Annotated in this window: 15 protein-coding genes and 2 tRNA genes; 12 read left to right on the forward strand and 5 right to left on the reverse strand. The window is 68.0% G+C overall.

What is annotated here, in order from left to right:
* Positions 1 to 58 precede the first annotated feature (58 nt).
* On the reverse strand, positions 59 to 1,843 hold the full coding sequence (locus QN350_RS11965) for an MDR family MFS transporter (protein ID WP_322138362.1): 1,785 nt from the start codon (positions 1,841 to 1,843) through the stop codon (positions 59 to 61).
* A gap of 153 nt (positions 1,844 to 1,996) precedes the next feature.
* Between QN350_RS11965 and QN350_RS11970 the strand changes: the two genes are divergently transcribed.
* The 3 genes from QN350_RS11970 (at position 1,997) to QN350_RS11980 (ending at position 5,142) form a co-directional block, all read left to right on the forward strand.
* On the forward strand, positions 1,997 to 2,842 hold the full coding sequence (locus QN350_RS11970) for a M15 family metallopeptidase (RefSeq protein ID WP_323516438.1): 846 nt from the start codon (positions 1,997 to 1,999) through the stop codon (positions 2,840 to 2,842).
* Positions 2,843 to 2,940: 98 nt separating this feature from the next.
* Entirely contained in the window at positions 2,941 to 4,269 is a 1,329-nt protein-coding gene (locus tag QN350_RS11975; RefSeq protein ID WP_323516442.1) for an amidase domain-containing protein, read from the forward strand.
* 96 nt (positions 4,270 to 4,365) lie between these two features.
* Positions 4,366 to 5,142, forward strand: a complete 777-nt coding sequence (locus QN350_RS11980) for an amidase domain-containing protein (RefSeq protein WP_323516444.1) — start codon at positions 4,366 to 4,368, stop codon at positions 5,140 to 5,142.
* Between the two features lie 260 nt (positions 5,143 to 5,402).
* On the opposite strand, the gene pgm is transcribed toward QN350_RS11980, so the two are convergent.
* Positions 5,403 to 7,019, reverse strand: coding sequence for a phosphoglucomutase (alpha-D-glucose-1,6-bisphosphate-dependent) (gene pgm, locus QN350_RS11985; protein ID WP_323503100.1), 1,617 nt, complete (start codon positions 7,017 to 7,019; stop codon positions 5,403 to 5,405).
* A gap of 35 nt (positions 7,020 to 7,054) precedes the next feature.
* Between pgm and pheA the strand changes: the two genes are divergently transcribed.
* On the forward strand, positions 7,055 to 7,990 hold the full coding sequence (gene pheA / locus QN350_RS11990; protein ID WP_323516446.1) for a prephenate dehydratase: 936 nt from the start codon (positions 7,055 to 7,057) through the stop codon (positions 7,988 to 7,990).
* A gap of 160 nt (positions 7,991 to 8,150) precedes the next feature.
* Here the strand turns inward: pheA and QN350_RS11995 are convergent, their stop codons facing one another.
* Positions 8,151 to 9,152 carry a diacylglycerol/lipid kinase family protein gene (locus QN350_RS11995; RefSeq protein WP_323516448.1) on the reverse strand — a complete coding sequence of 334 codons (1,002 nt, stop codon included), beginning with the start codon at positions 9,150 to 9,152 and terminating at the stop codon, positions 8,151 to 8,153.
* Positions 9,153 to 9,200: 48 nt separating this feature from the next.
* Between QN350_RS11995 and serS the strand changes: the two genes are divergently transcribed.
* The 5 genes from serS (at position 9,201) to QN350_RS12020 (ending at position 13,007) form a co-directional block, all read left to right on the forward strand.
* The gene (serS, locus tag QN350_RS12000) at positions 9,201 to 10,466 is read left to right on the forward strand and encodes a serine--tRNA ligase (protein WP_323516450.1); all 1,266 of its coding nucleotides are present in this window, start codon (positions 9,201 to 9,203) and stop codon (positions 10,464 to 10,466) included.
* The gene (locus tag QN350_RS12005; protein WP_322138356.1) at positions 10,463 to 11,272 is read left to right on the forward strand and encodes an HAD family hydrolase; all 810 of its coding nucleotides are present in this window, start codon (positions 10,463 to 10,465) and stop codon (positions 11,270 to 11,272) included. The genes serS and QN350_RS12005 overlap by 4 nt, the downstream gene beginning before the upstream one ends.
* A gap of 141 nt (positions 11,273 to 11,413) precedes the next feature.
* Positions 11,414 to 11,498, forward strand: a tRNA-Ser gene (locus QN350_RS12010).
* 107 nt (positions 11,499 to 11,605) lie between these two features.
* Positions 11,606 to 12,820, forward strand: a complete 1,215-nt coding sequence (locus QN350_RS12015) for an LCP family protein (RefSeq protein ID WP_323516452.1) — start codon at positions 11,606 to 11,608, stop codon at positions 12,818 to 12,820.
* 96 nt (positions 12,821 to 12,916) lie between these two features.
* Positions 12,917 to 13,007 (forward strand) — tRNA-Ser (locus tag QN350_RS12020).
* 29 nt (positions 13,008 to 13,036) lie between these two features.
* Here QN350_RS12020 and QN350_RS12025 read toward each other — a convergent pair.
* The gene (locus tag QN350_RS12025) at positions 13,037 to 13,228 is read right to left on the reverse strand and encodes a hypothetical protein (RefSeq protein ID WP_323516454.1); all 192 of its coding nucleotides are present in this window, start codon (positions 13,226 to 13,228) and stop codon (positions 13,037 to 13,039) included.
* Between the two features lie 212 nt (positions 13,229 to 13,440).
* Here QN350_RS12025 and QN350_RS12030 point away from each other — a divergent pair, with 212 nt between their 5' ends.
* From QN350_RS12030 to pgi, 3 genes are all read left to right on the forward strand, one after another.
* Positions 13,441 to 13,902, forward strand: coding sequence for an SRPBCC domain-containing protein (locus QN350_RS12030; RefSeq protein WP_416347733.1), 462 nt, complete (start codon positions 13,441 to 13,443; stop codon positions 13,900 to 13,902).
* Between the two features lie 319 nt (positions 13,903 to 14,221).
* Positions 14,222 to 15,664 carry an MFS transporter gene (locus QN350_RS12035; RefSeq protein ID WP_323516455.1) on the forward strand — a complete coding sequence of 481 codons (1,443 nt, stop codon included), beginning with the start codon at positions 14,222 to 14,224 and terminating at the stop codon, positions 15,662 to 15,664.
* Between the two features lie 233 nt (positions 15,665 to 15,897).
* Positions 15,898 to 17,625, forward strand: a complete 1,728-nt coding sequence (gene pgi / locus QN350_RS12040) for a glucose-6-phosphate isomerase (RefSeq protein ID WP_323516461.1) — start codon at positions 15,898 to 15,900, stop codon at positions 17,623 to 17,625.
* A 56-nt stretch (positions 17,626 to 17,681) separates the two neighbouring features.
* On the opposite strand, the gene arr is transcribed toward pgi, so the two are convergent.
* Complete coding sequence (arr, locus tag QN350_RS12045; protein WP_323507863.1) at positions 17,682 to 18,110, reverse strand: NAD(+)--rifampin ADP-ribosyltransferase; 429 nt, start codon at positions 18,108 to 18,110, stop codon at positions 17,682 to 17,684.
* Between the last annotated feature and the right edge of the window lie 196 nt (positions 18,111 to 18,306).

Below are 18,306 nucleotides of genomic sequence, written 5' to 3' on the forward strand. Positions count from 1 at the left end.
TCCCGCGCCCGGCATCCGCTCGCCTCACCGCGCCGGCAAGCGGATGCTCGGGGCGTGGTCAGGCGCGGCCGGGGCGCTCGAATTCGTCGCTGTCGAGTCCAGGCTCGACGAGGGCGCCCATCGTGTCTGCGGCGTGCTGGGCGATCATCGCCTCGGAGGACCGCTCGGTTGCCTGTGCGGCGGCGTGCTCGTCGGCCGCCTCCTGCATGGCGCTCGTCTTGCGGAGCGGATCGACCTTGAGGAACAGGCTCAGCACGAATGCGATCAGCACGACGACGAGGCTCACCCAGAACACCGTGACCGTGGCGTCGTTGAAGCCGACGAGGAACGGCTGCGACAGCCGCGGGTCCGCCGCGTTCAGGAACGAGGTGTCCCCGTCGAGAGCCGTGCCGAGCCCTGCCGGGTTCTGCAACAGGGCCAGGATGCCCGAGTTGGCGGGGTCGGCGAGCACGGCGGGATCGGCGGCGGCCGCCTTGACACCCGCGACGATCGTCGGATTCCCGAATGCCGCGCCGAGGGTGTCCGGGATGCGGGTGAAGAGCACCGAGAACAGCACGGCGGTGCCGAGCGTGCCACCGATCTGACGGAAGAACGTCGAAGCGGATGTCGCGACGCCGATGTCCCGCGGCCCGACCGAGTTCTGGCTCGCGATGGTGAGCGTCTGCATGAGCTGGCCGAGGCCGAGGCCCACGAGGAGCATGCCGGTCATCATGAACCAGACCGGCTTGTCGGCGGTCGCGAAGGTGAAGAGGAAGAACCCGCCGGCCATGAATGCGGTGCCGACCGTAGGGAACACGCGGTATTTGCCGGTGCGTGCGATGATCTGGCCGCTCACGATCGAGGAGATCATCAGGCCGAGGATCATCGGGAGCATCATGAAGCCGCTCTCGGTCGGGGTGGCGCCGTTGACGAGCTGCAGATAGAGCGGGACGGTCATCATCGCGCCGAACATTCCGAAACCGACGAAAACGCCGAGCACGGTCGCCATCGAGAACGTCGCCGACCGGAAGAGCTTGAGCGGGATGAGAGCGTCGTCGCCCATCAGCCGCTCGGCCACGATGAACAGCACGATGCCGAGCACGCCGGTGACGTAGCAGGCGACTGAGGTGAACGACCACCAGCCCCAGGTGCGGCCCTGCTCGGCGACGAGCAGCAACGGTACGGCGGCGACGATGACCGTGACGGCTCCCCACCAGTCGATCCGCACGGGACGCTTGAAGTGCGGGATGTGCAGGAAGCGGATCACGATGATGAGCGCGACGATGCCGATCGGGATGTTGATCAGGAAGACCCAGCGCCACCCGGTGATGCCGAGGATCGTCGTCGCCCCGGAGAGGACCCCGCCGATGAGCGGGCCGATCACGCTCGAGATGCCGAAGACGGCGAGGAAGTAGCCCTGGTACTTGGCGCGCTCCCGCGGCGCGAGCATGTCGCCCATGATCGTGAGCGGCAGGGCCATCAGGCCGCCGGCGCCGAGACCCTGGATGGCCCGGAACACCGCGAGCTCGTACATGGAGTGTGACATCCCGGCGAGGAGGGACCCGATCAGGAACACGGTGATCGCGATCAGGAACAGCGGTCGGCGACCGAAGATGTCACTGAGCTTGCCGTAGATCGGCGTGCTGATGCACGAGACGATGAGATACGCGGTCGTCACCCACGCCTGCAGCGACATGCCGTCGAGGTCGTCGGCGATGGTGCGCATCGACGTTCCGACGATGGTCTGGTCGAGGGCCGACAGGAACATCCCGGCCATCAGGCCGAAGATGACGAACAGGATCTGCCGGTGCGACATCAGGGGAGCGGAGGCGGGCGAGGAGGCGGGAGCGGGAGGAGTTTGCATCGTCTGCAAAGTTACACGACGGGCAGGGAATCCTCAACAGGTTTTCGGCCCGGGCCCGGCCGTTGGGGGGTGGTGCGGCACGCTCATCGGGCCGCTCCCGGGACTAGGCTCATGAGCGTGCGTACAGAAGGACAAGCGGGGGGCTCACGCCGGATGGGTCGGCGACGAATCACGGCCATCTCCCTCGCCGCCGTTCTCGTGGCCGGCGGGGCGGTCGCGATCGGTTTTTTCGCGACTCACGTCCCGACCACCGTCGCGACGGCGCTGCCCGGAACGACGCCGGGTCAGGGGGCTTCCGCGACGCACGCGCCCGGTGACCGGCCGACACCCACGGATGCCGCGCGCCCGGCCCCGACCGGATCGCCGACCCCGATAGCCCTGGTTCCGCGCTTCGACAAGGCGGCGCGTTCGCACGATGACCCGGCCAGTATCTGGGTCGTCGTCGACAAGGACCGCCCCCTTCAGCCGGCCGATTACGCCCCGCCGGACCTCGTGGCCGTACCCGTGCCGCACGTCTGGGAACCGCAGCTGCGCCGGGAGGCATCCGACGCCGTCGTGACCCTGTTCGCCGCCTTCACGGCCGAGACCGGGCTGCAACTTCAATCGCAGAGCTCCTACCGCAGCTATCCCACCCAGGTGTCGGTGTACAACGACGACGTCTCAGCCCACGGGCAGGCCGTCGCGGACACGAGCACCGCCCGACCGGGCACGAGCGAACACCAGACCGGCCTCGCGATCGACATCAGCGCGCTGCCGGGGAATTGCTCCCTCGAAGCGTGCTTCGGGGCGACCCCGCAGGGCACGTGGCTCGCGCACAACGCCTGGAAGTATGGTTTCCTGCTCCGCTATCCGGCGGACAAGGTCGCCGTGACCGGCTACGCGTATGAACCGTGGCATTTCCGTTACATCGGCATCGATCTCTCGACCGAAATGCACACGGACGGCGTGACCACCCTCGAGGAATTTTTCGGTCTCCCGGCGGCCCCGACCTATCCCTAGGTCCGGCTCATGCATGGGTTTCGGAGGCTCTGCACAGGGTTCTGGCATGTGGGCGTGTTCGCATGTCGGGTCCCCGTTCGCCGTCCAGAAACGATTTTGTGCGCCCCCATACACGTCCTGAAGGTCCCGCCCGCTCCCGCCATCGCCGGGAAGATCCACTGCCCCTCCACCCCGTCAGCCCCACACAACCGGCCGATTCCCGGCCGACCGACCCCCTCGGCGCCGTCCGCTCCCGACACCGCCTCGAGAAGGCACCGTCCGGTCACCGCCCGCTGATCTGGCTCGCCGGCACGGCCGCAGCAGCCAGCCTGTGCCTCGGCCTCTTCGTGCCACTCTCGAGCCAGGCGTCCCCCGGGGCCGCCACCGCGGCATCCGCGCCCCGCGCCGCCTCGCGACCGGTGCCGGCGAGCGTCGTGCCCGCCGTGAACGTCGCGGCCGGGAGCCCCGTGATCTACAGTGCGGTGAGTGCCGGCGACGGCGGGTCCGCCGGACCCGTCACCGGAGGAACGGTCGTGAGCGTCACCGGCTCCGGGCTCGCGGGCGTGTCAGCCGCGAGCTTCGGCGGCAATCCCGGCACCGTGCTCTCGGCGACCGATACGACGGTCACGATCTCGACGCCCGCGTCGACCGACTACGGCACGGGTTCGGTGACGGTCTCGCTCGTCGACAGCACCGGGGCGATCGTTCCCGTGGCGAGCACCCCTGCGGACGCCGCGAACGCCGCCGCGGCGGCCGCGACGGCAGCCGCAGCGGCGAAGGCGTCTTCGGTCGCCTCGCTGTCGCAGGCGATCACACCCCTCGTGGATGCCGCTGCCCCACTCACCGCCGCGACCCCGGTCCCGAGCAGCGCGTCGGGCGCCCTCGCGAACACCGGCTCCGGCACCACGGCCGGCGAGGCCGCAGCCACAGTGAGCGCGGCAGCCAGCGTGAGCGCGCTCACCTTCCAGTACGTCCCCGACCCGCGCATCACCGCCCAGGTCGACTATGTGCGCGCCCACTGGAGCTCATACAACTCGGCCGTCTACGGCTCCATCGGCGGCAACGACTGCGTCAACTTCACGAGCCAGTCGTTGATCGCGCGCGGCTGGACGATGGACGCCGAGTGGTCGTACAGCCCGGCCGGCGCCGGATACAGCACCGCCTGGTCGAGCTCGACCGCGTTCGCCGCGTACCTGTCCGCTCACCCCGAGCGCGCCACGCCTCTCACCGCAGGTCAGAGCGACCGGGTCAAGGTCGGTGACATCGTGCAATTCGACTGGGACCGCTCCGGCGACAAGGACCACACCGGAATTGTCACCCGCGTCGTCAAGGACGCCTCGGGAACGCACATCTATTACGCGGGTCACACCGAAGATAGCCTCGACAAGTCCGTGGAGGAATCCCTCGCGAACACCGGCGGAACGGTGAGCTACTGGAGCGTCGCCTAGCCCGGCGATTCAGCGACACTTCATAGCGTGGAGACCGCTTTTCCCCTTCAAGTGTGATTATCTGGATGTATCCCCCCCAAACGAGACGAGGAATTCGTGCAGTTCACCCGACGCTTTCGCATCAGCGCAGCAGCGCTCGCGTTCGCCGTTCTCGTGATCGGCACCGCAGCCGTCGCATCATGGGGCAATGACGAGTCAGACTCCGCGCGTGCGGAGATCGCGGCGTCGGCGATCCCGACGGACACGGCAACGGACACCGCGACCCCCCGGGCGACGCCGGCGGATGCCGGTGCACCCGTCGCTGTCGACACCGCGCCTGTAGCCACGGCGACACCCACGCCGGCGCCGGCGCCCGCCGCGACCGCGGCCCCCGCCCCGGTCGCAGCGGCCTCGGCCGGGGGAGTGCAGGCCCAGGTCGACTACATGATCGCGCACTGGACCGACTACAACACGGCGGACTACGGCATCATCACCGACAACGACTGCGTCAACTTCACCAGCCAGTCCCTGATCCAGCGCGGCTGGGCCATGGACGGCAGCTGGTGGGCCAAGGGCACCGGATCGTCCTTCACACACTCGAACGCCTGGGTCAGCTCGACCGCGTTCCGCAACTACCTCGCGAGCTCCGGCCGGGCGACCGCTCTCACCGACCAGCAGCGCGACCAGGTCAAGGTCGGCGACGTCGTGCAGTTCGACTGGAACAACTCGGGCGACCGCGACCACACCGGCGTCGTGACCCGCATCGAGGGCAGCGGTGACGACATCGTCATCTACTACGCCGGCCACACCGACGACACCGACTATCTCTCCGTCGACTACGCGATCACCGTGAAGCACCCGGGCGCCGCCGCGTACTACTGGAGCATCCCCTAACCACCGATCGCCGCGCCCGGCGGATGCGCCCCCCGCGTACTCGGGGATCGTGCCCGCGCCGATTTCGGCAGCCCGCGCCCTCATTCGCTGGCGGCCGCGCCGGTTTCCGCAAGCCGCGCCCTCCGTTTCGGTAGCGGACCACGCAAACGGGGGCGCCACCGCGTCGAACCCGCCTGGCCCGCCCGCGTCAGACGACGGATGCCGCCGCCGGCGCCCGCCGACCGGCGAACGTGAGCGACGGCATCCGTCTCGGAAAGCGCCTAGGCGATGGCGGCGTCGACGATCGCCTTCGCCTCGAGCTGCACCTGGCGCAGGTGCTCCGGGCCCTTGAAGGACTCGGCGTAGATCTTGTACACATCTTCGGTGCCGCTCGGGCGGGCCGCGAACCAGGCGTTCTCGGTGACGACCTTGAGGCCGCCGATCGCGGCCCCGTTGCCGGGCGCATGGCTGAGCTTCGCGAGGATCTTCTCGCCGGCGAGCTCGGTCGCGGTGATCGCGTCGCCGTCGAGCTTGCCGAGTTGCGCCTTCTGGGCGGGCGTGGCCGCGGCATCCACGCGGGCGTACGCCGGGTCGCCGAAGTGCTCGACGAGCTCGGCGTAGCGCTGGCTCGGGCTCTTGCCCGTGACGGCGAGGATCTCGGAGGCGAGCAGGGCCAGCAGGATGCCGTCCTTGTCCGTCGTCCAGACCGTGCCGTCGAAGCGCACGAAGCTCGCACCGGCGCTCTCCTCGCCGCCGAACGCGACCGAACCGTCGATGAGGCCGGGCACGAACCACTTGAAGCCGACGGGCACCTCCCAGAGGTCGCGGCCGAGGAATCCGGCGACCCGGTCGATCATGGTGGAGGAGACGAGCGTCTTGCCGATCGCGGCATCCGCCCGCCAGCCCTCGCGGTGGCTGTAGAGGTAGTCGATCGCGACGGCGAGGAAGTGGTTCGGGTTCATCAGGCCGCCGTCCGGCGTGACGATGCCGTGCCGGTCGGCGTCGGCGTCGTTGCCGGTGAGGATGTCGAAGTCGTCCTTGTGGGCGATCACGGAGGCCATCGCGGAGGGGCTCGATGGGTCCATCCGGATCTTGGAGTCCCAGTCGAGGGTCATGAAGCGCCAGGTCGGGTCGACCTTGGGGTTCGTGACGGTGAGGTCGAGCTCGTAGCGGTCGCGGATGGCGCCCCAGTAGCCGACACTCGCGCCGCCGAGCGGGTCGGCTCCGATGCGGATGCCGCTCGCCTTGATCGCGCCCATGTCGATGATGTTCTCGAGGTCGTTCACGTACGCACCGCGGAAGTCGTAGGTCTCGACCGCGCTCGGTTCGCTCATCTTCACGTCGACGAGGCCACCGGCGATGAGCTCGTTGGCCCGGGCGGCGATCCAGGAGGTGGCGTCGCTGTCGGCGGGTCCGCCGTGCGGGGGGTTGTACTTGAAGCCGCCGTCGGTTGGCGGGTTGTGGCTCGGGGTGACGACGATGCCGTCGGCCTCGTCGGTGTTCCCCGCCCGGTTGTATGCCAGGATCGCGTGCGAGAGCGACGGGGTGGGCACGTAGTCATCGAACTCGTCGACGAGAACGCGCACTCCATTGCCCACGAGCACTTCGAGCGCAGTCGTGTACGCCGGGGCGCTGAGCGCGTGCGGGTCGGTGCCGATGAAGAGCGGACCGGTGATGCCCTGATTCGTGCGGTATTCGACGATGGCCTGCGTCGTTGCGATGATGTGGTTCTCGTTGAAGGCTGTGTTCAGCGAGCTGCCACGATGCCCGGAGGTTCCGAAGGCCACCCTCTGGGCGGGCACGGTCACATCGGGTTTCAGGTCGTAGTACGCCTTGACCAGCGCGTCGACATCGATCAGGTCTGATTCCAGGGCCGGAGTGCCCGCACGTTCATTCATGTCCCCAGTCTGGCACTGCAAGTAGGCTGTGAGCCATGTCCGAGACGCGCAAAGCCAGCTACAGCTTCCTGGGGCCGGCTGGCACCTTCACCGAAGCGGCACTCGCCCAGGTGCCCGAGGCGCGCGGGCAGGCCTGGCGTTCGGTCAACAACGTCGGGGAGGCCCTCGCAGACGTCGTCTCCGGCCGCAGCGTCGCCGCGATGATCGCGATCGAGAATTCCGTCGACGGCGGCGTGTCCGCCACCCAGGACGCCCTCGCGAAGGTCCCGGACCTCCGGATCATCGGCGAGTATCTCGTGCCGGTGAACTTCGTGCTCGTGGCCAGGCCGGGCACGACGCTCGCCGACGTGAAGATCGTCGCCGCGCATCCGGTCGCCTACGCCCAGTGCCGGAACTGGCTCGAGACGCACGTTCCGCACCACGGCCATATCCCCGCCTCGAGCAATGTGGCCGCGCCGGCGTCGCTGCTCGAGACCGAACAGGCGGATGCCGCGGTCGCCCCTCCGGGGATCGAGAACCATCTCGACCTCACGGTTCTCGCCACCGACATCGGCGACAACCCGAACGCCGTCACCCGGTTCGTGCTCGTCAGTCGAACGACCGTGATCCCGGCCCGCACCGGTGCAGACAAGACGAGCCTCATCGTCGAACTGCCTGAGGACCGCGCCGGGGCGCTCCTCGAACTGCTCGAACAGTTCGCGACCCGCGGGGTCAACCTCTCGCTGATCCAGTCGCGCCCGATCGGCGACGCGCTCGGCCGGTACCGGTTCGTGATCGACGCCGACGGGCACATCCACGACGAACGCGTCGCCGACGCCCTGCTCGGCCTGCGCCGGTTCAGCCCGAAGGTGATCTTCCTCGGCTCGTACCCGCGGGCGGACCAGCAGCAGAACGAGTACACGAAGCGCTACGACGACGACGTCTATATCGGCGCGCGCGCCTGGCTCGACACCCTCCTCCGCGGCGCCTGACCCGCCGCCCCATCTCCTCACCTCCGCGCCGCGCCGCGTCCCGGTCTACTTCGGTCCGCGAGAGTACCCTTTTGGCCCTTAAACCCGCGGTTTAAGGGCCAAAAGTGTACTCTCGCGAGCAGGAAAGCAGGCGAAGAGGGGCGGGGCCGGGCGGTGGGCGTTACGCGGAAGCGGGCGCGGGCATCCGCACCGTGAGCGCGTCGGGGTCGGCCCGCAGGGAAACCGCGCGCACCGGACCGAACTCGTCGCCGTCGATCTCGAACTCCTGCGGGTGCTCGAGCACGATCCTGATCCGTGAGCCCCGCAGCGTCGTCATCACCCGTTCGTTGTTCGACTCGCTCTGGGCGATGATCCGGCGCCCGACCGCCGAGCGGCGCAGCACGCCGTTCTCCCACGTCACCCGGCGCCAGATGGTCAACCAGCCGAGGACGCCCTTGGGCTGCAGCACGGCGATGTCGAGGATCCCGTCGTCCACCTGGGCATCCGGCAGGAACTGGATGTTGCCCGGCAGCACCCCGCAGTTCGCGACCAGGATCGTGCTCACGTGCGCCGGGCGGTCGGTGCGACCCTCGAGGCTGTAGCGGATGCGGAACGGTTTCGACTTCGGTATCACCCGCATTCCGGCATCGACGTACGCGAGCCAGCCGACCTGCTTCTTGAGGTCGGCGCTCGTGTTCGCGATCATCTGGGCGTCCAGGCCGAGGCCGGCCATCACCAGGAAGACATGTTCGGCCTTCTCGCCGTCGGTGTCCGTGAGAAGCGCGACGCCCAGGTCGATCGCCCGGTCGACGCCGCCGAACGCGATCTCCACCGCGGCATCGAGGCTCGCAAGCGGCAACTGCAGGTTGCGGGCCAGCAGGTTCCCGGTGCCGGACGGCACGATCGCGAGCGCGACGCCAGAGTCGCGCAGGGCCTCGGCGACCGCGCGCACGGTGCCGTCCCCGCCCGCCGCGAGCACCACGGATGCCCCCTGCTCGATCGCCGTCCGGGTCGCCCGCTGCCCGGCATCCGTCTCGGTCGTCGACAGCCAGACCGTGCCAGCCCACCCGGTGGCGGACTCCGCCGCTGCGACGCTCGCGCGGAGCTTGTCCACGTCGACCTTGATCGGGTTGTACACGACGGCCGCTCGACGGACGCTCGGAGTCTCACCGGGAGTATTCACGGGTTCAGGCTAGCAAGGCGTTCCGGCGGGCGCTTGTAGACTGGCACCGTGATTGATCCTGTACTGCTGCGAGAGAATCCCGATCTGATCAAGCGTTCGCAGAAGGCGCGGGGCGCTTCGGTCGAGGCCGTCGACGACGCGCTCGCCGCGGACACCGCTCGGCGCACGTCGATCAAGGCCTTCGAAGACCTGCGCGCCGCCCAGAACCAGTTCGGCAAGCAGGTCGCGAGCGCGCCCCCCGCCGAGAAGAAGGCCCTCGTCGCCGAGGCCCAGGCCCTCGCCGCCCGGGTCAAGGCCGCTGCGGCGACCGCGACGGATGCCGAGGCGCACTTCACCGGGATCGTCCGCACTCTCGCCAACCCCATCATCGACGGCGTCCCGGCCGGCGGTGAGGAGAACTTCACGACGCTCCGCACCCACGGCGAGATCCCCACCTTCGACTTCGAGGCCCGCGACCACCTCGAACTGGGCGAAATGCTCGGCGCGATCGACATGGCCCGCGGCGCCAAGGTGTCCGGGGCGCGCTTCTACTTCATGCGCGGCATCGGAGCCCGGCTCGAGATCGCCCTGATGAACATGGCCCTCGACCGCGCACTCCAGGCCGGGTTCATCCCGCTGATCACGCCCACCCTCGTGCGCCCCGAGATCATGGACGGCACCGGCTTCCTCGGCGAGCACGCCGACGAGATCTACTACCTGCCCGCAGACGACCTCTACCTCACCGGCACGAGCGAGGTCGCGCTCGCCGGGTACCACTCGGACGAGATCCTCGACCTGAATGATGGCCCGCTGCGGTACGCCGGCTGGTCCACCTGTTACCGCCGCGAGGCCGGCTCCGGCGGCAAGGACACCCGCGGCATCATCCGCGTGCACCAGTTCAACAAGCTCGAGATGTTCACCTACGTCCTCCCCGAAAACGCCGAGGCCGAGCACGAGCGCCTCGTCGCCCTGCAGGAGGGCATGCTCCAGTCCCTCGGCCTCAGCTACCGCGTGATCGACGTCGCAGCAGGCGACCTCGGGTCGAGCGCGGCCCGCAAGTTCGACATCGAGGCGTGGGTGCCCACCCAGAACGCCTACCGCGAGCTGACCAGCACGAGCAACTGCACCACCTACCAGGCCCGCCGTCTGGACATCCGCTACCGCACCGAATCGGGCAAGACCGCACCGGTCGCCACCCTCAACGGCACCCTCGCGACCACGCGCTGGATCGTCGCGATCCTCGAGACGCACCAGCGAGCGGATGGCTCGGTGCTCGTCCCCGAGGCGCTGCGGCCCTGGCTCGGCGGCCTCGAAGTCCTCGAGCCGATCCGATGACCGCGACCGTCTCGCCCTGGCTCGTCGCCCTCGACATCGACGGAACCACCGTGCACGAAGACGGTTCGATCAGCCCGGCGGTCCTTGCCGAAGTGCAGCGACTCACCCGTGCGGGTCACGAGATCATGCTCGCAACCGGGCGTTCGACGGCGGCGACCCTGCCGGTGCTCGAGCGGCTCGACATCACGCCCCGGTACGTCGTCTGCTCGAACGGAGCGATCACCCTGCGCCGGGACCTCACCGGCCCGACCGGGTACCGTCGCGAATGGGTCGAGACCTTCGACCCGAGCGAGGTTCTGCTCTCGATCCGCTCGCACCTCGGCGACGCGCGCTACGCGGTCGAAGACGAGCACGGCTTCTACCGGTACACCGAGCCTTTCCCCGATGCCACCATCGGCCTCGACAGCGAACACGTCGAGTTCGACGAGCTGCTCCGCCACGAGGCCACCCGCGTCGTCGTCATCTCGCCGGACCACGAGATGGAAGACTTCCTGCAGGTCGTCGAGCAGATGGGCCTCAACCGGGTGAGCTACTCGATCGGCTGGACCGCGTGGCTCGACATCGCCCCCGACGGCGTCAACAAGGCCACCGCGATGGAGCGGGTCCGGGCCGAGCTCGGCATCCCCCGTTCGCGGGTGATGGCGGTCGGCGACGGACGCAATGACATCGAGATGCTCGAATGGGCCGGGCTCGAGGGCCGCGGCGTGGCCATGGGCCAGTCTCCGAGTGAGGTGCTCGCGGCGGCCGGGGAGATCACCGGAGCCGTGCTCGACGACGGCCTCGCTACGGTTCTCGCTTCGCTCTGACGCCCCTCCGGCACCCCGGCTGACCGCCTCGCGGCGGGCGTCCCAGCCGGCTGGCAGGGTGGGGAAGGCGCGATCGGCTAGAATCGGTCGGTATTCGTGTGTTGTCGACCGGGCGTTCTTCGTCGGACCGGGCCACGAACGGGAGGGCTGTCCGAGCGGCCGATGGAGCCAGTCTTGAAAACTGGTGGACAGAAATGTCTCGTGGGTTCGAATCCCACGCCCTCCGCACGAACCCGTCACCCGGCCGGCACAGAAGGGATCTGAGTGATCGACCAACCGAGACTCCGTTCTGCACGATCGCACAAGCTCAGTACTATCGCGCGGCACGGCCGGTTGAAGCACTCGAATCCTGTTGTCACCGTCGTCAAGTTCCTCGCAGCGGCCATGGCCGTCGTGCTCGTCAGCGGCGTTTCCGTCGCCGCGATCGCCACCCTCGACGTCGCGTCGAGCGCACAGCCCGGGGTACACCTCGCCAACGAGACGAACGGCCCCGTCCCGCAGATCGGCGCCATCACGGGTGGCGTCAACCTCCTCATCGTCGGCAGCGACAGCCGCAAGGGCCAGGACCCCTCGTTCGGCCCGGTGGACTCGACCGGCGACCTCAACGACGTGACCATGCTCCTGCACATCTCGCAGGACCACACCAATGCCTCCGTGATCAGCTTCCCGCGTGACATGTTCGTGCCGATTCCGGCCTGCCCCGACCCGAGCGGCGGCACCTTCAACTCGATGAGCCGCCAGAAGATCAACACGACGCTCACCTACGGCGGGCTGGCCTGCACGGTGCTCACCGTCGAGAAGCTCACCGGCCTGACGATCCCCTTCGCGGCAGAGGTGCAGTTCAGCGGCGTCATGGCGATGTCCACCGCTGTCGGCGGCGTCCCGGTCTGCGTCGCAGAGGAGATCCAGGACGAGTACACCGGCACTTTCCTGAAGCCCGGCATGCACACCCTCGAGGGTGTTGCAGCCCTGCAGTTCCTCCGCACCCGCCACGGCGTCGGCGACGGCAGCGACCTCACCCGGATCAACAACCAGCAGGTCTTCATGTCGGCCCTTGTCCGTACGATCAAGAGCGCGAGCACCCTGTCGGACCCAATCAAGGTCTACTCGCTCGCGAAGGCCGTGACCGCCAACATGAAGCTCTCCGACAGCCTCAACAACGTCTCCACGATCGCGTCGATCGCCGTCGCGCTCAAGGACATCGACCTGAACCAGGTCGTCTTCGTGCAGGTGCCCACCGGCGGCACGGCCGGCGGAGTCCTGCCCCTCCAGCCCGACTTCAAGGATCTCTTCACCGCGGTAGCGGCCGACAAGGCCCTCAAACTCGGCGGTACGACGGGCCGTGGCGCGACGCTCGACCCGAGCGCCACTGCGACTCCGGCACCGACCGCGACGACGGATGCTTCCGCGACGCCCGATCCCGCGGCATCCGCCGGCGCCACCCCGACCCCAACCCCGACGGACGCGACCACGCTGTCGGACTCGGCGACCGGCCAGACCGCGGGGGAGCTGACCTGCTCCGTCGGCCGCACCCTCGAGAACCAGTAGAAGCGGGGCCGTCGGGCACCTGTGCAAACGGATGCCGCCGGTACGGTTATGATTACACTCGTGTGTTTGCTCGGTGAATTCTGCCGCAGGCGCCAAGGAGACGTCGCATAGTACGGCTTAGTGCACCACCCTGCTAAGGTGGAGTACCCTTCACGGGGTACCGTGGGTTCAAATCCCACCGTCTCCGCAGTTTTTCACCCCTACATCACAGTGCTTTCAAGGGATGTGGGGGTTTTCTTCGCCGAAATCCTCCCGTGGCAACACTGTGGCAACACTTGAGAACGTGGCAGCCTGATTCAGAATGGTGGCAACGGCGTCAAAGCGAAGCGCGATTCCCTGCACCTCTATGAGGAGTGCGAGGTCGATGCCGTTCATCAACGCATACCACTTCCTCTCCCAGATCATCATCGGGCTCGTGCGGCAGCCATGCGCTCCGGGCTTCGGAGAGCCCCACGGACCGGCCTCTGATGCGTTGCCACTCGCGTTCACGGAGTTCTCCCGCCCGCGAACAGGTACGCAATCATGGGTACGCTCGATGAGGTGCGTTTGCAAAACCAGTTGACGTGCCGCTCGACGGGCAATGCCCCCGTCGCGCTCGGCTCGTACGTGAAGGAAACACCGTGTCTGATCACGCAAGAATCAAGGGCCACACCGTGACCCGCACCGTACACATCGAGGCTCCGCGTGCGAACGTCTGGAAGGCGCTGACCGACCCCGAGGTGATGGTCAAGTGGTTCGGAGACACTGTGGGGTTCGCCGCGCTCGAGCCCGGTGCCGCTGGGAGCATCGACTGGGATGACTACGGCAGCTTCCCGATCGAAATCACCGAGGTGGTGCCCGACTGCTCGTTCGGCTTCCGTTGGTCGGGAATCCCCGCCGAAGAGCTCGACGAGTACTCGACGCACGTGCGCTTCAACATCGCCGATGCTGGTACAGGGACGGATGTCACGGTGATCGAATCGGGCTTCGACACACTCCCCGGCGGCACCCGCTACCGTCGCGAACGTCTTGAGCAGAACAGAGAGGGCTGGGACGTCGAACTCGACGAGCTCGCAAACCTACTCGAGGGTGTCACCCAGTAGTTCACGTGCTGGAAAGAACTCGAGCTGCAGTGCACCTCGGGTCAGGGTCATCCACCCCGAGTCACGAAACTGCCGCTTGAAACCGAACCCGGCGTAGAACGTCTCGGTTCTGGTGAAGTCCCCTGAGGGGAGATTCGGCACAGCACTGTCGTATGCAGGGGTCGAGGCCATGCTTCGATCGTGTCAGGCAACCGGTCCTGCCGGTGGATCCGATTCCGTCTTCGCCTCGCTGGGTGCATGGTGCGGTCGCCAAGCAGTGGTTCCGGACTGGGATGATGGCTGGGGACAACCCCACATTCGCACAAGGAGGTACCTGCCGGTGGCCGGTATCGAACTGCCCGGCTCCGACGGTGTGAGCGCCCGACGCCAAAGGAACATCGCGCTGCTCGTCGCAGGGACCTTCTTCATGGAGATCCTCGACGGGACGATCCTGACCACGGCCGCTCCCCAAATCGGGCGCGCGTTCAGGGTGGCATCCGTCGACGTGGGCGTTGCGATCACCGCCTACCTGCTCACGCTCGCGGTACTCATCCCCCTCAGCGGGTGGATCACGGCCCGCTTCGGCGCTCGGAGGGTTTTTCTCACGGCGATCGCGGTCTTCACCGTCGCCTCGATCCTGTGCGCGGCGAGCCCCAGCCTGCTCCTGCTCACCCTGAGCCGGGTACTGCAGGGTGTCGGGGGAGCCATGATGGTTCCGGTCGGCCGGCTCGCCGTCCTGCGGGTGACCAAGAAGGGCGACCTGATTCGCGCCATTGCGCTCCTCACCTGGCCGGCGCTCGCCGCGCCCGTCATTGCGCCCCTGGCCGGGGGCGTGATCACCACGTATGCGTCGTGGCACTGGATCTTCCTGATCAACGTTCCGCTCGGCCTCATCGCGTTCCTCGCCGCGCGTGTCCTGGTGCCAGGGGAGGAGCCGCTCAGGCCGGCAGCCCTCGACTGGGCCGGCCTGTGGCTCAGCTGTTCGGCGCTTGGGCTGCTCGTCTTGGCGGCGTCGCTGCTGTCCGCTCCGGTGCCGGACTGGCCGGCGCTGCTGGCTCTCGCGTCGGCCGGTGCGGCGCTCGGGGGGCTCGCCGTGCGGCACCTGAGGCGAGCCCGGCATCCGCTGCTCGACCTCGACGCCCTGCGCATCGAGACCTTCCGCGTCGCCCACGCCGGCGGCTGGATGTTCCGGCTGACGATCAGTGCGGTGCCGTTCCTGTTGCCGCTGTTGTTCCAGGACGCGTTCGGCTGGTCCCCCGTGCTCGCCGGCTCGCTCGTGCTCGCCCTCTTCGCGGGGAACATGGCGATCAAGCCGGTGACCACGCCGCTCCTGCGGCGGTTCGGATTCCGGCGCGTGCTCCTGTCCGCCACCACCGGCGCCGCTCTCAGCATGGCGCTTGCCGCGCTCCTGACCGTCGAGACGCCTGTCGTGGTCATCGTGGTCCTGATGGTTTTCAGCGGGGTCGTGCGGTCGGTCGGCTTCACCGGGTACAACACCATCGCCTTCGCGGATGTCGGGCACGGGCAGATGACGGCCGCCAATACGCTGGCCTCCACGCTGCAGCAGCTCGCCGCGGGATTCGGAATCGCCTGCGGCGCCATCGCCCTCCGCGCCGGGTCCGCCCTTGTCGGAGCGGATGCGCTCGGCGCGCTGGGCGCGGGAAGCGAGGCCTTCCGCATCGCGTTCCTTCTCCTGGCGCTGCTCACGGTGCCCGCCGTCGTCGAGGCCTGGCGCCTCTCGCCGGGAGCCGGGGAGAACATCCGCCCGTCGCGGCAGGGCTGAATGCCCGCACGCACAGATCCTCGCCTTCCACCAGGTGAGTGAGTGCCGGGCCGGGCGAATGCGTCATTTCGGCCTCAGCGTGGCGCGTCGAGAGTGCGTGAGGAGAGCTCGGCCGGGTGGCGTGCAGAAGCGTTCCACGGTCGTCGGGCGCGGTCATAGGGTTGTAAGTGGTCCGCCTCGCTGAATTGCGGGAGTCGCGGGCGATTTGCCGATCCATTGTCCAGGAGGAATCCATGACCGAATTCGCCCCCGTTGATCCCACGTCCACCGACGCCTGGAGTCAGCTCGCTGGCATCGCCGAGGGATTTTCGCCCGATCTCCGCGAGTGGTTCGACACCGACCCGGGACGGGCCGGTCGCTACACATTTCAGGCGGGCGACCTCACGGTCGACCTGTCGAAGAATCTCCTGACCGACGAGATCCTCGCCCACCTCGTGCAGCTCGCGAAAGACGTCGACGTCCCGGGCCGGTTCCAGGCCATGATCGCCGGCGAACACATCAACGTGACCGAGGACCGCGCGGTTCTCCACACGGCGCTTCGCCGCCCGAAGGACGGCGTCGGCCTCGTGCCGCCGACCGGCTTCGTCGTCGACGGTACGGACATCGACGCCGACGTCCACGCCACCCTCGACAAGGTCTACGCGTTCGCCGACAAGGTGAGGTCCGGCGCATGGACCGGTATAACAGGCAAATCCATTAAAACCGTCGTCAACATCGGGATCGGCGGTTCCGACCTCGGCCCCGTCATGGTCTACGAGGCGTTGAAGCCGTACGTGCAGGCGGGCCTCGAGTGCCGCTTCGTCTCCAACATCGACCCGACCGACGTCTACGAGAAGACGGCGAACCTCGACCCGGAGACCACTCTCTTCATCGTCGCGTCGAAGACGTTCGGCACCCTCGAGACCCTCACGAACGCCCGTCTGGCCCGCGAGTGGCTCTGGAACCAGCTGCTGGGTTCCGGCGCGATCGAGGACACCGATGCCGCCCGTGCCGCGGCCGTCGCCAGGCACTTCGTCGCCGTGTCGACCGCTCTCGACAAGGTCGCCGCATTCGGCATCGACCCGGAGAACGCGTTCGGATTCTGGGACTGGGTCGGGGGCCGGTTCTCGATCGACTCCGCCATCGGTACGTCCGTGGTCGTCGCCATCGGCCCGGACAACTGGCGCGCATTCCTCTCCGGTTTCCACACTGTCGACGAGCACATGCGCACAGCGCCGCTCGAACGGAACGTGCCCGTCCTGATGGGCCTGCTCAACGTCTGGTATTCCAACTTCCTCAAGGCCCAGAGTCACGCGGTGCTCCCGTACGCGCAGTACCTCCACCGCTTCCCCGCCTATCTCCAGCAGCTCACGATGGAGTCGAACGGAAAGAGCGTCCGCTGGGACGGGACCCCCGTCACGACCGATACCGGCGAGATCTTCTGGGGCGAACCGGGAACGAACGGACAGCACGCGTTCTACCAGCTCATCCACCAGGGCACGCGCCTGGTCCCCGCAGACTTCATCGCGGTCGCGAATCCCGCCCACCCGCTGAAGGACGAGACGGGCGACGGCGCCGCCGTCGAGCCAGGACAGGACGTCCATGGACTGTTCATGGCGAACTTCTTCGCCCAGACCAAGGCGCTCGCCTTCGGGAAGACCGCCGCCGAGGTCCGTGCGGAAGGAACCGACGAGTCCGTCGTGCCGGCCCGCTCCTTCAGCGGGAACCGTCCGACCACGTCGATCCTCGCGCCGGCCCTCACGCCGAGCGTCGTCGGCCAGCTCATCGCACTGTATGAGCACATCGTGTTCACCGAAGGCACGATCTGGGGCATCGACTCGTTCGACCAGTGGGGCGTCGAACTGGGAAAGCAGCTTGCCCTCCAGGTCGCTCCCGCCGTCGACGGGGATGCGGACGCCCTCGCCGCCCAGGACTCGTCGACGAAGGCCCTGATCTCGAAGTACCTCGAGCTGCGCAACTGACGCCGAACGGGTACGTCACGCGTGGTGACGTACCCGTTGCGGGTCTCCGGACGCGGCTAGTCGTCGATGACCGCGAGACCCTGGCGCTTCAACTCGGCGAGGCCGTCGCGCATGGCCTTGAGCCGTTCGGGGGAGTGTCCTGTCCAGTCCACGAGTTCGCCGACGATCGTCACCGGCTCCCGGGTGCGATACGACAGGGTCGGGTTCCCCGGGAACTTCTTGTCCGTGACATTGGGGTCGTCTTCGAGGGCGCCCGTCGGTTCGACGATGTAGATGCGGCCGCGGCCGTCACCGGCCGCGAGCTCGGCCCCCCACGTCGCAGCATCCAGGGTTCCCGACAGGTAGACGAAATTCGTCGTTCGTCCGGCTTCGAAGTTGGATCCACGCCCCGGCACCAGCAGGTCGCCCACTGCCAGGTCTGCCTTCGTGCCGTGGAACAAGGCCCCCGATTCGTGGACCTCGAAGGGTCTGGGTTCATCGGCCACGCGCACTCCCTGACTGTCGATTGACGATGCTACCCGGCCGACCCTGCCGGATCCACCTCGCGTGGGAGCAATCCCTGCCCTACCGAGCTCCTGCCGCCGCGCGCCACCGCCGACGATCACGACCCCGCAGCGCGTATCCCGCAGTCCGTATCCGCGAGAGCGGAGTTTTGGGGGGGGGCACAAGCGGGGGGTGGGG

Source organism: Cryobacterium sp. 10I5, assembly GCF_035019865.1.
Classification (GTDB): Bacteria; Actinomycetota; Actinomycetes; order Actinomycetales; family Microbacteriaceae; genus Cryobacterium; species Cryobacterium breve_A.

What these genes read in the sequence shown, in the direction of transcription:
- QN350_RS11965 (WP_322138362.1), bottom strand. Translation starts at nt 1,843, where the DNA reads ATGCAAACTCCTCCCGCTCCCGCCTCCTCGCCCGCCTCCGCTCCCCTG.
- QN350_RS12025 (WP_323516454.1), bottom strand. Translation starts at nt 13,228, where the DNA reads ATGATGATCTGGGAGAGGAAGTGGTATGCGTTGATGAACGGCATCGAC.
- QN350_RS11970 (WP_323516438.1), top strand. Translation starts at nt 1,997, where the DNA reads ATGGGTCGGCGACGAATCACGGCCATCTCCCTCGCCGCCGTTCTCGTG.
- pgm (WP_323503100.1), bottom strand. Translation starts at nt 7,019, where the DNA reads ATGAATGAACGTGCGGGCACTCCGGCCCTGGAATCAGACCTGATCGAT.
- pheA (WP_323516446.1), top strand. Translation starts at nt 7,055, where the DNA reads ATGTCCGAGACGCGCAAAGCCAGCTACAGCTTCCTGGGGCCGGCTGGC.
- QN350_RS12005 (WP_322138356.1), top strand. Translation starts at nt 10,463, where the DNA reads ATGACCGCGACCGTCTCGCCCTGGCTCGTCGCCCTCGACATCGACGGA.
- pgi (WP_323516461.1), top strand. Translation starts at nt 15,898, where the DNA reads ATGACCGAATTCGCCCCCGTTGATCCCACGTCCACCGACGCCTGGAGT.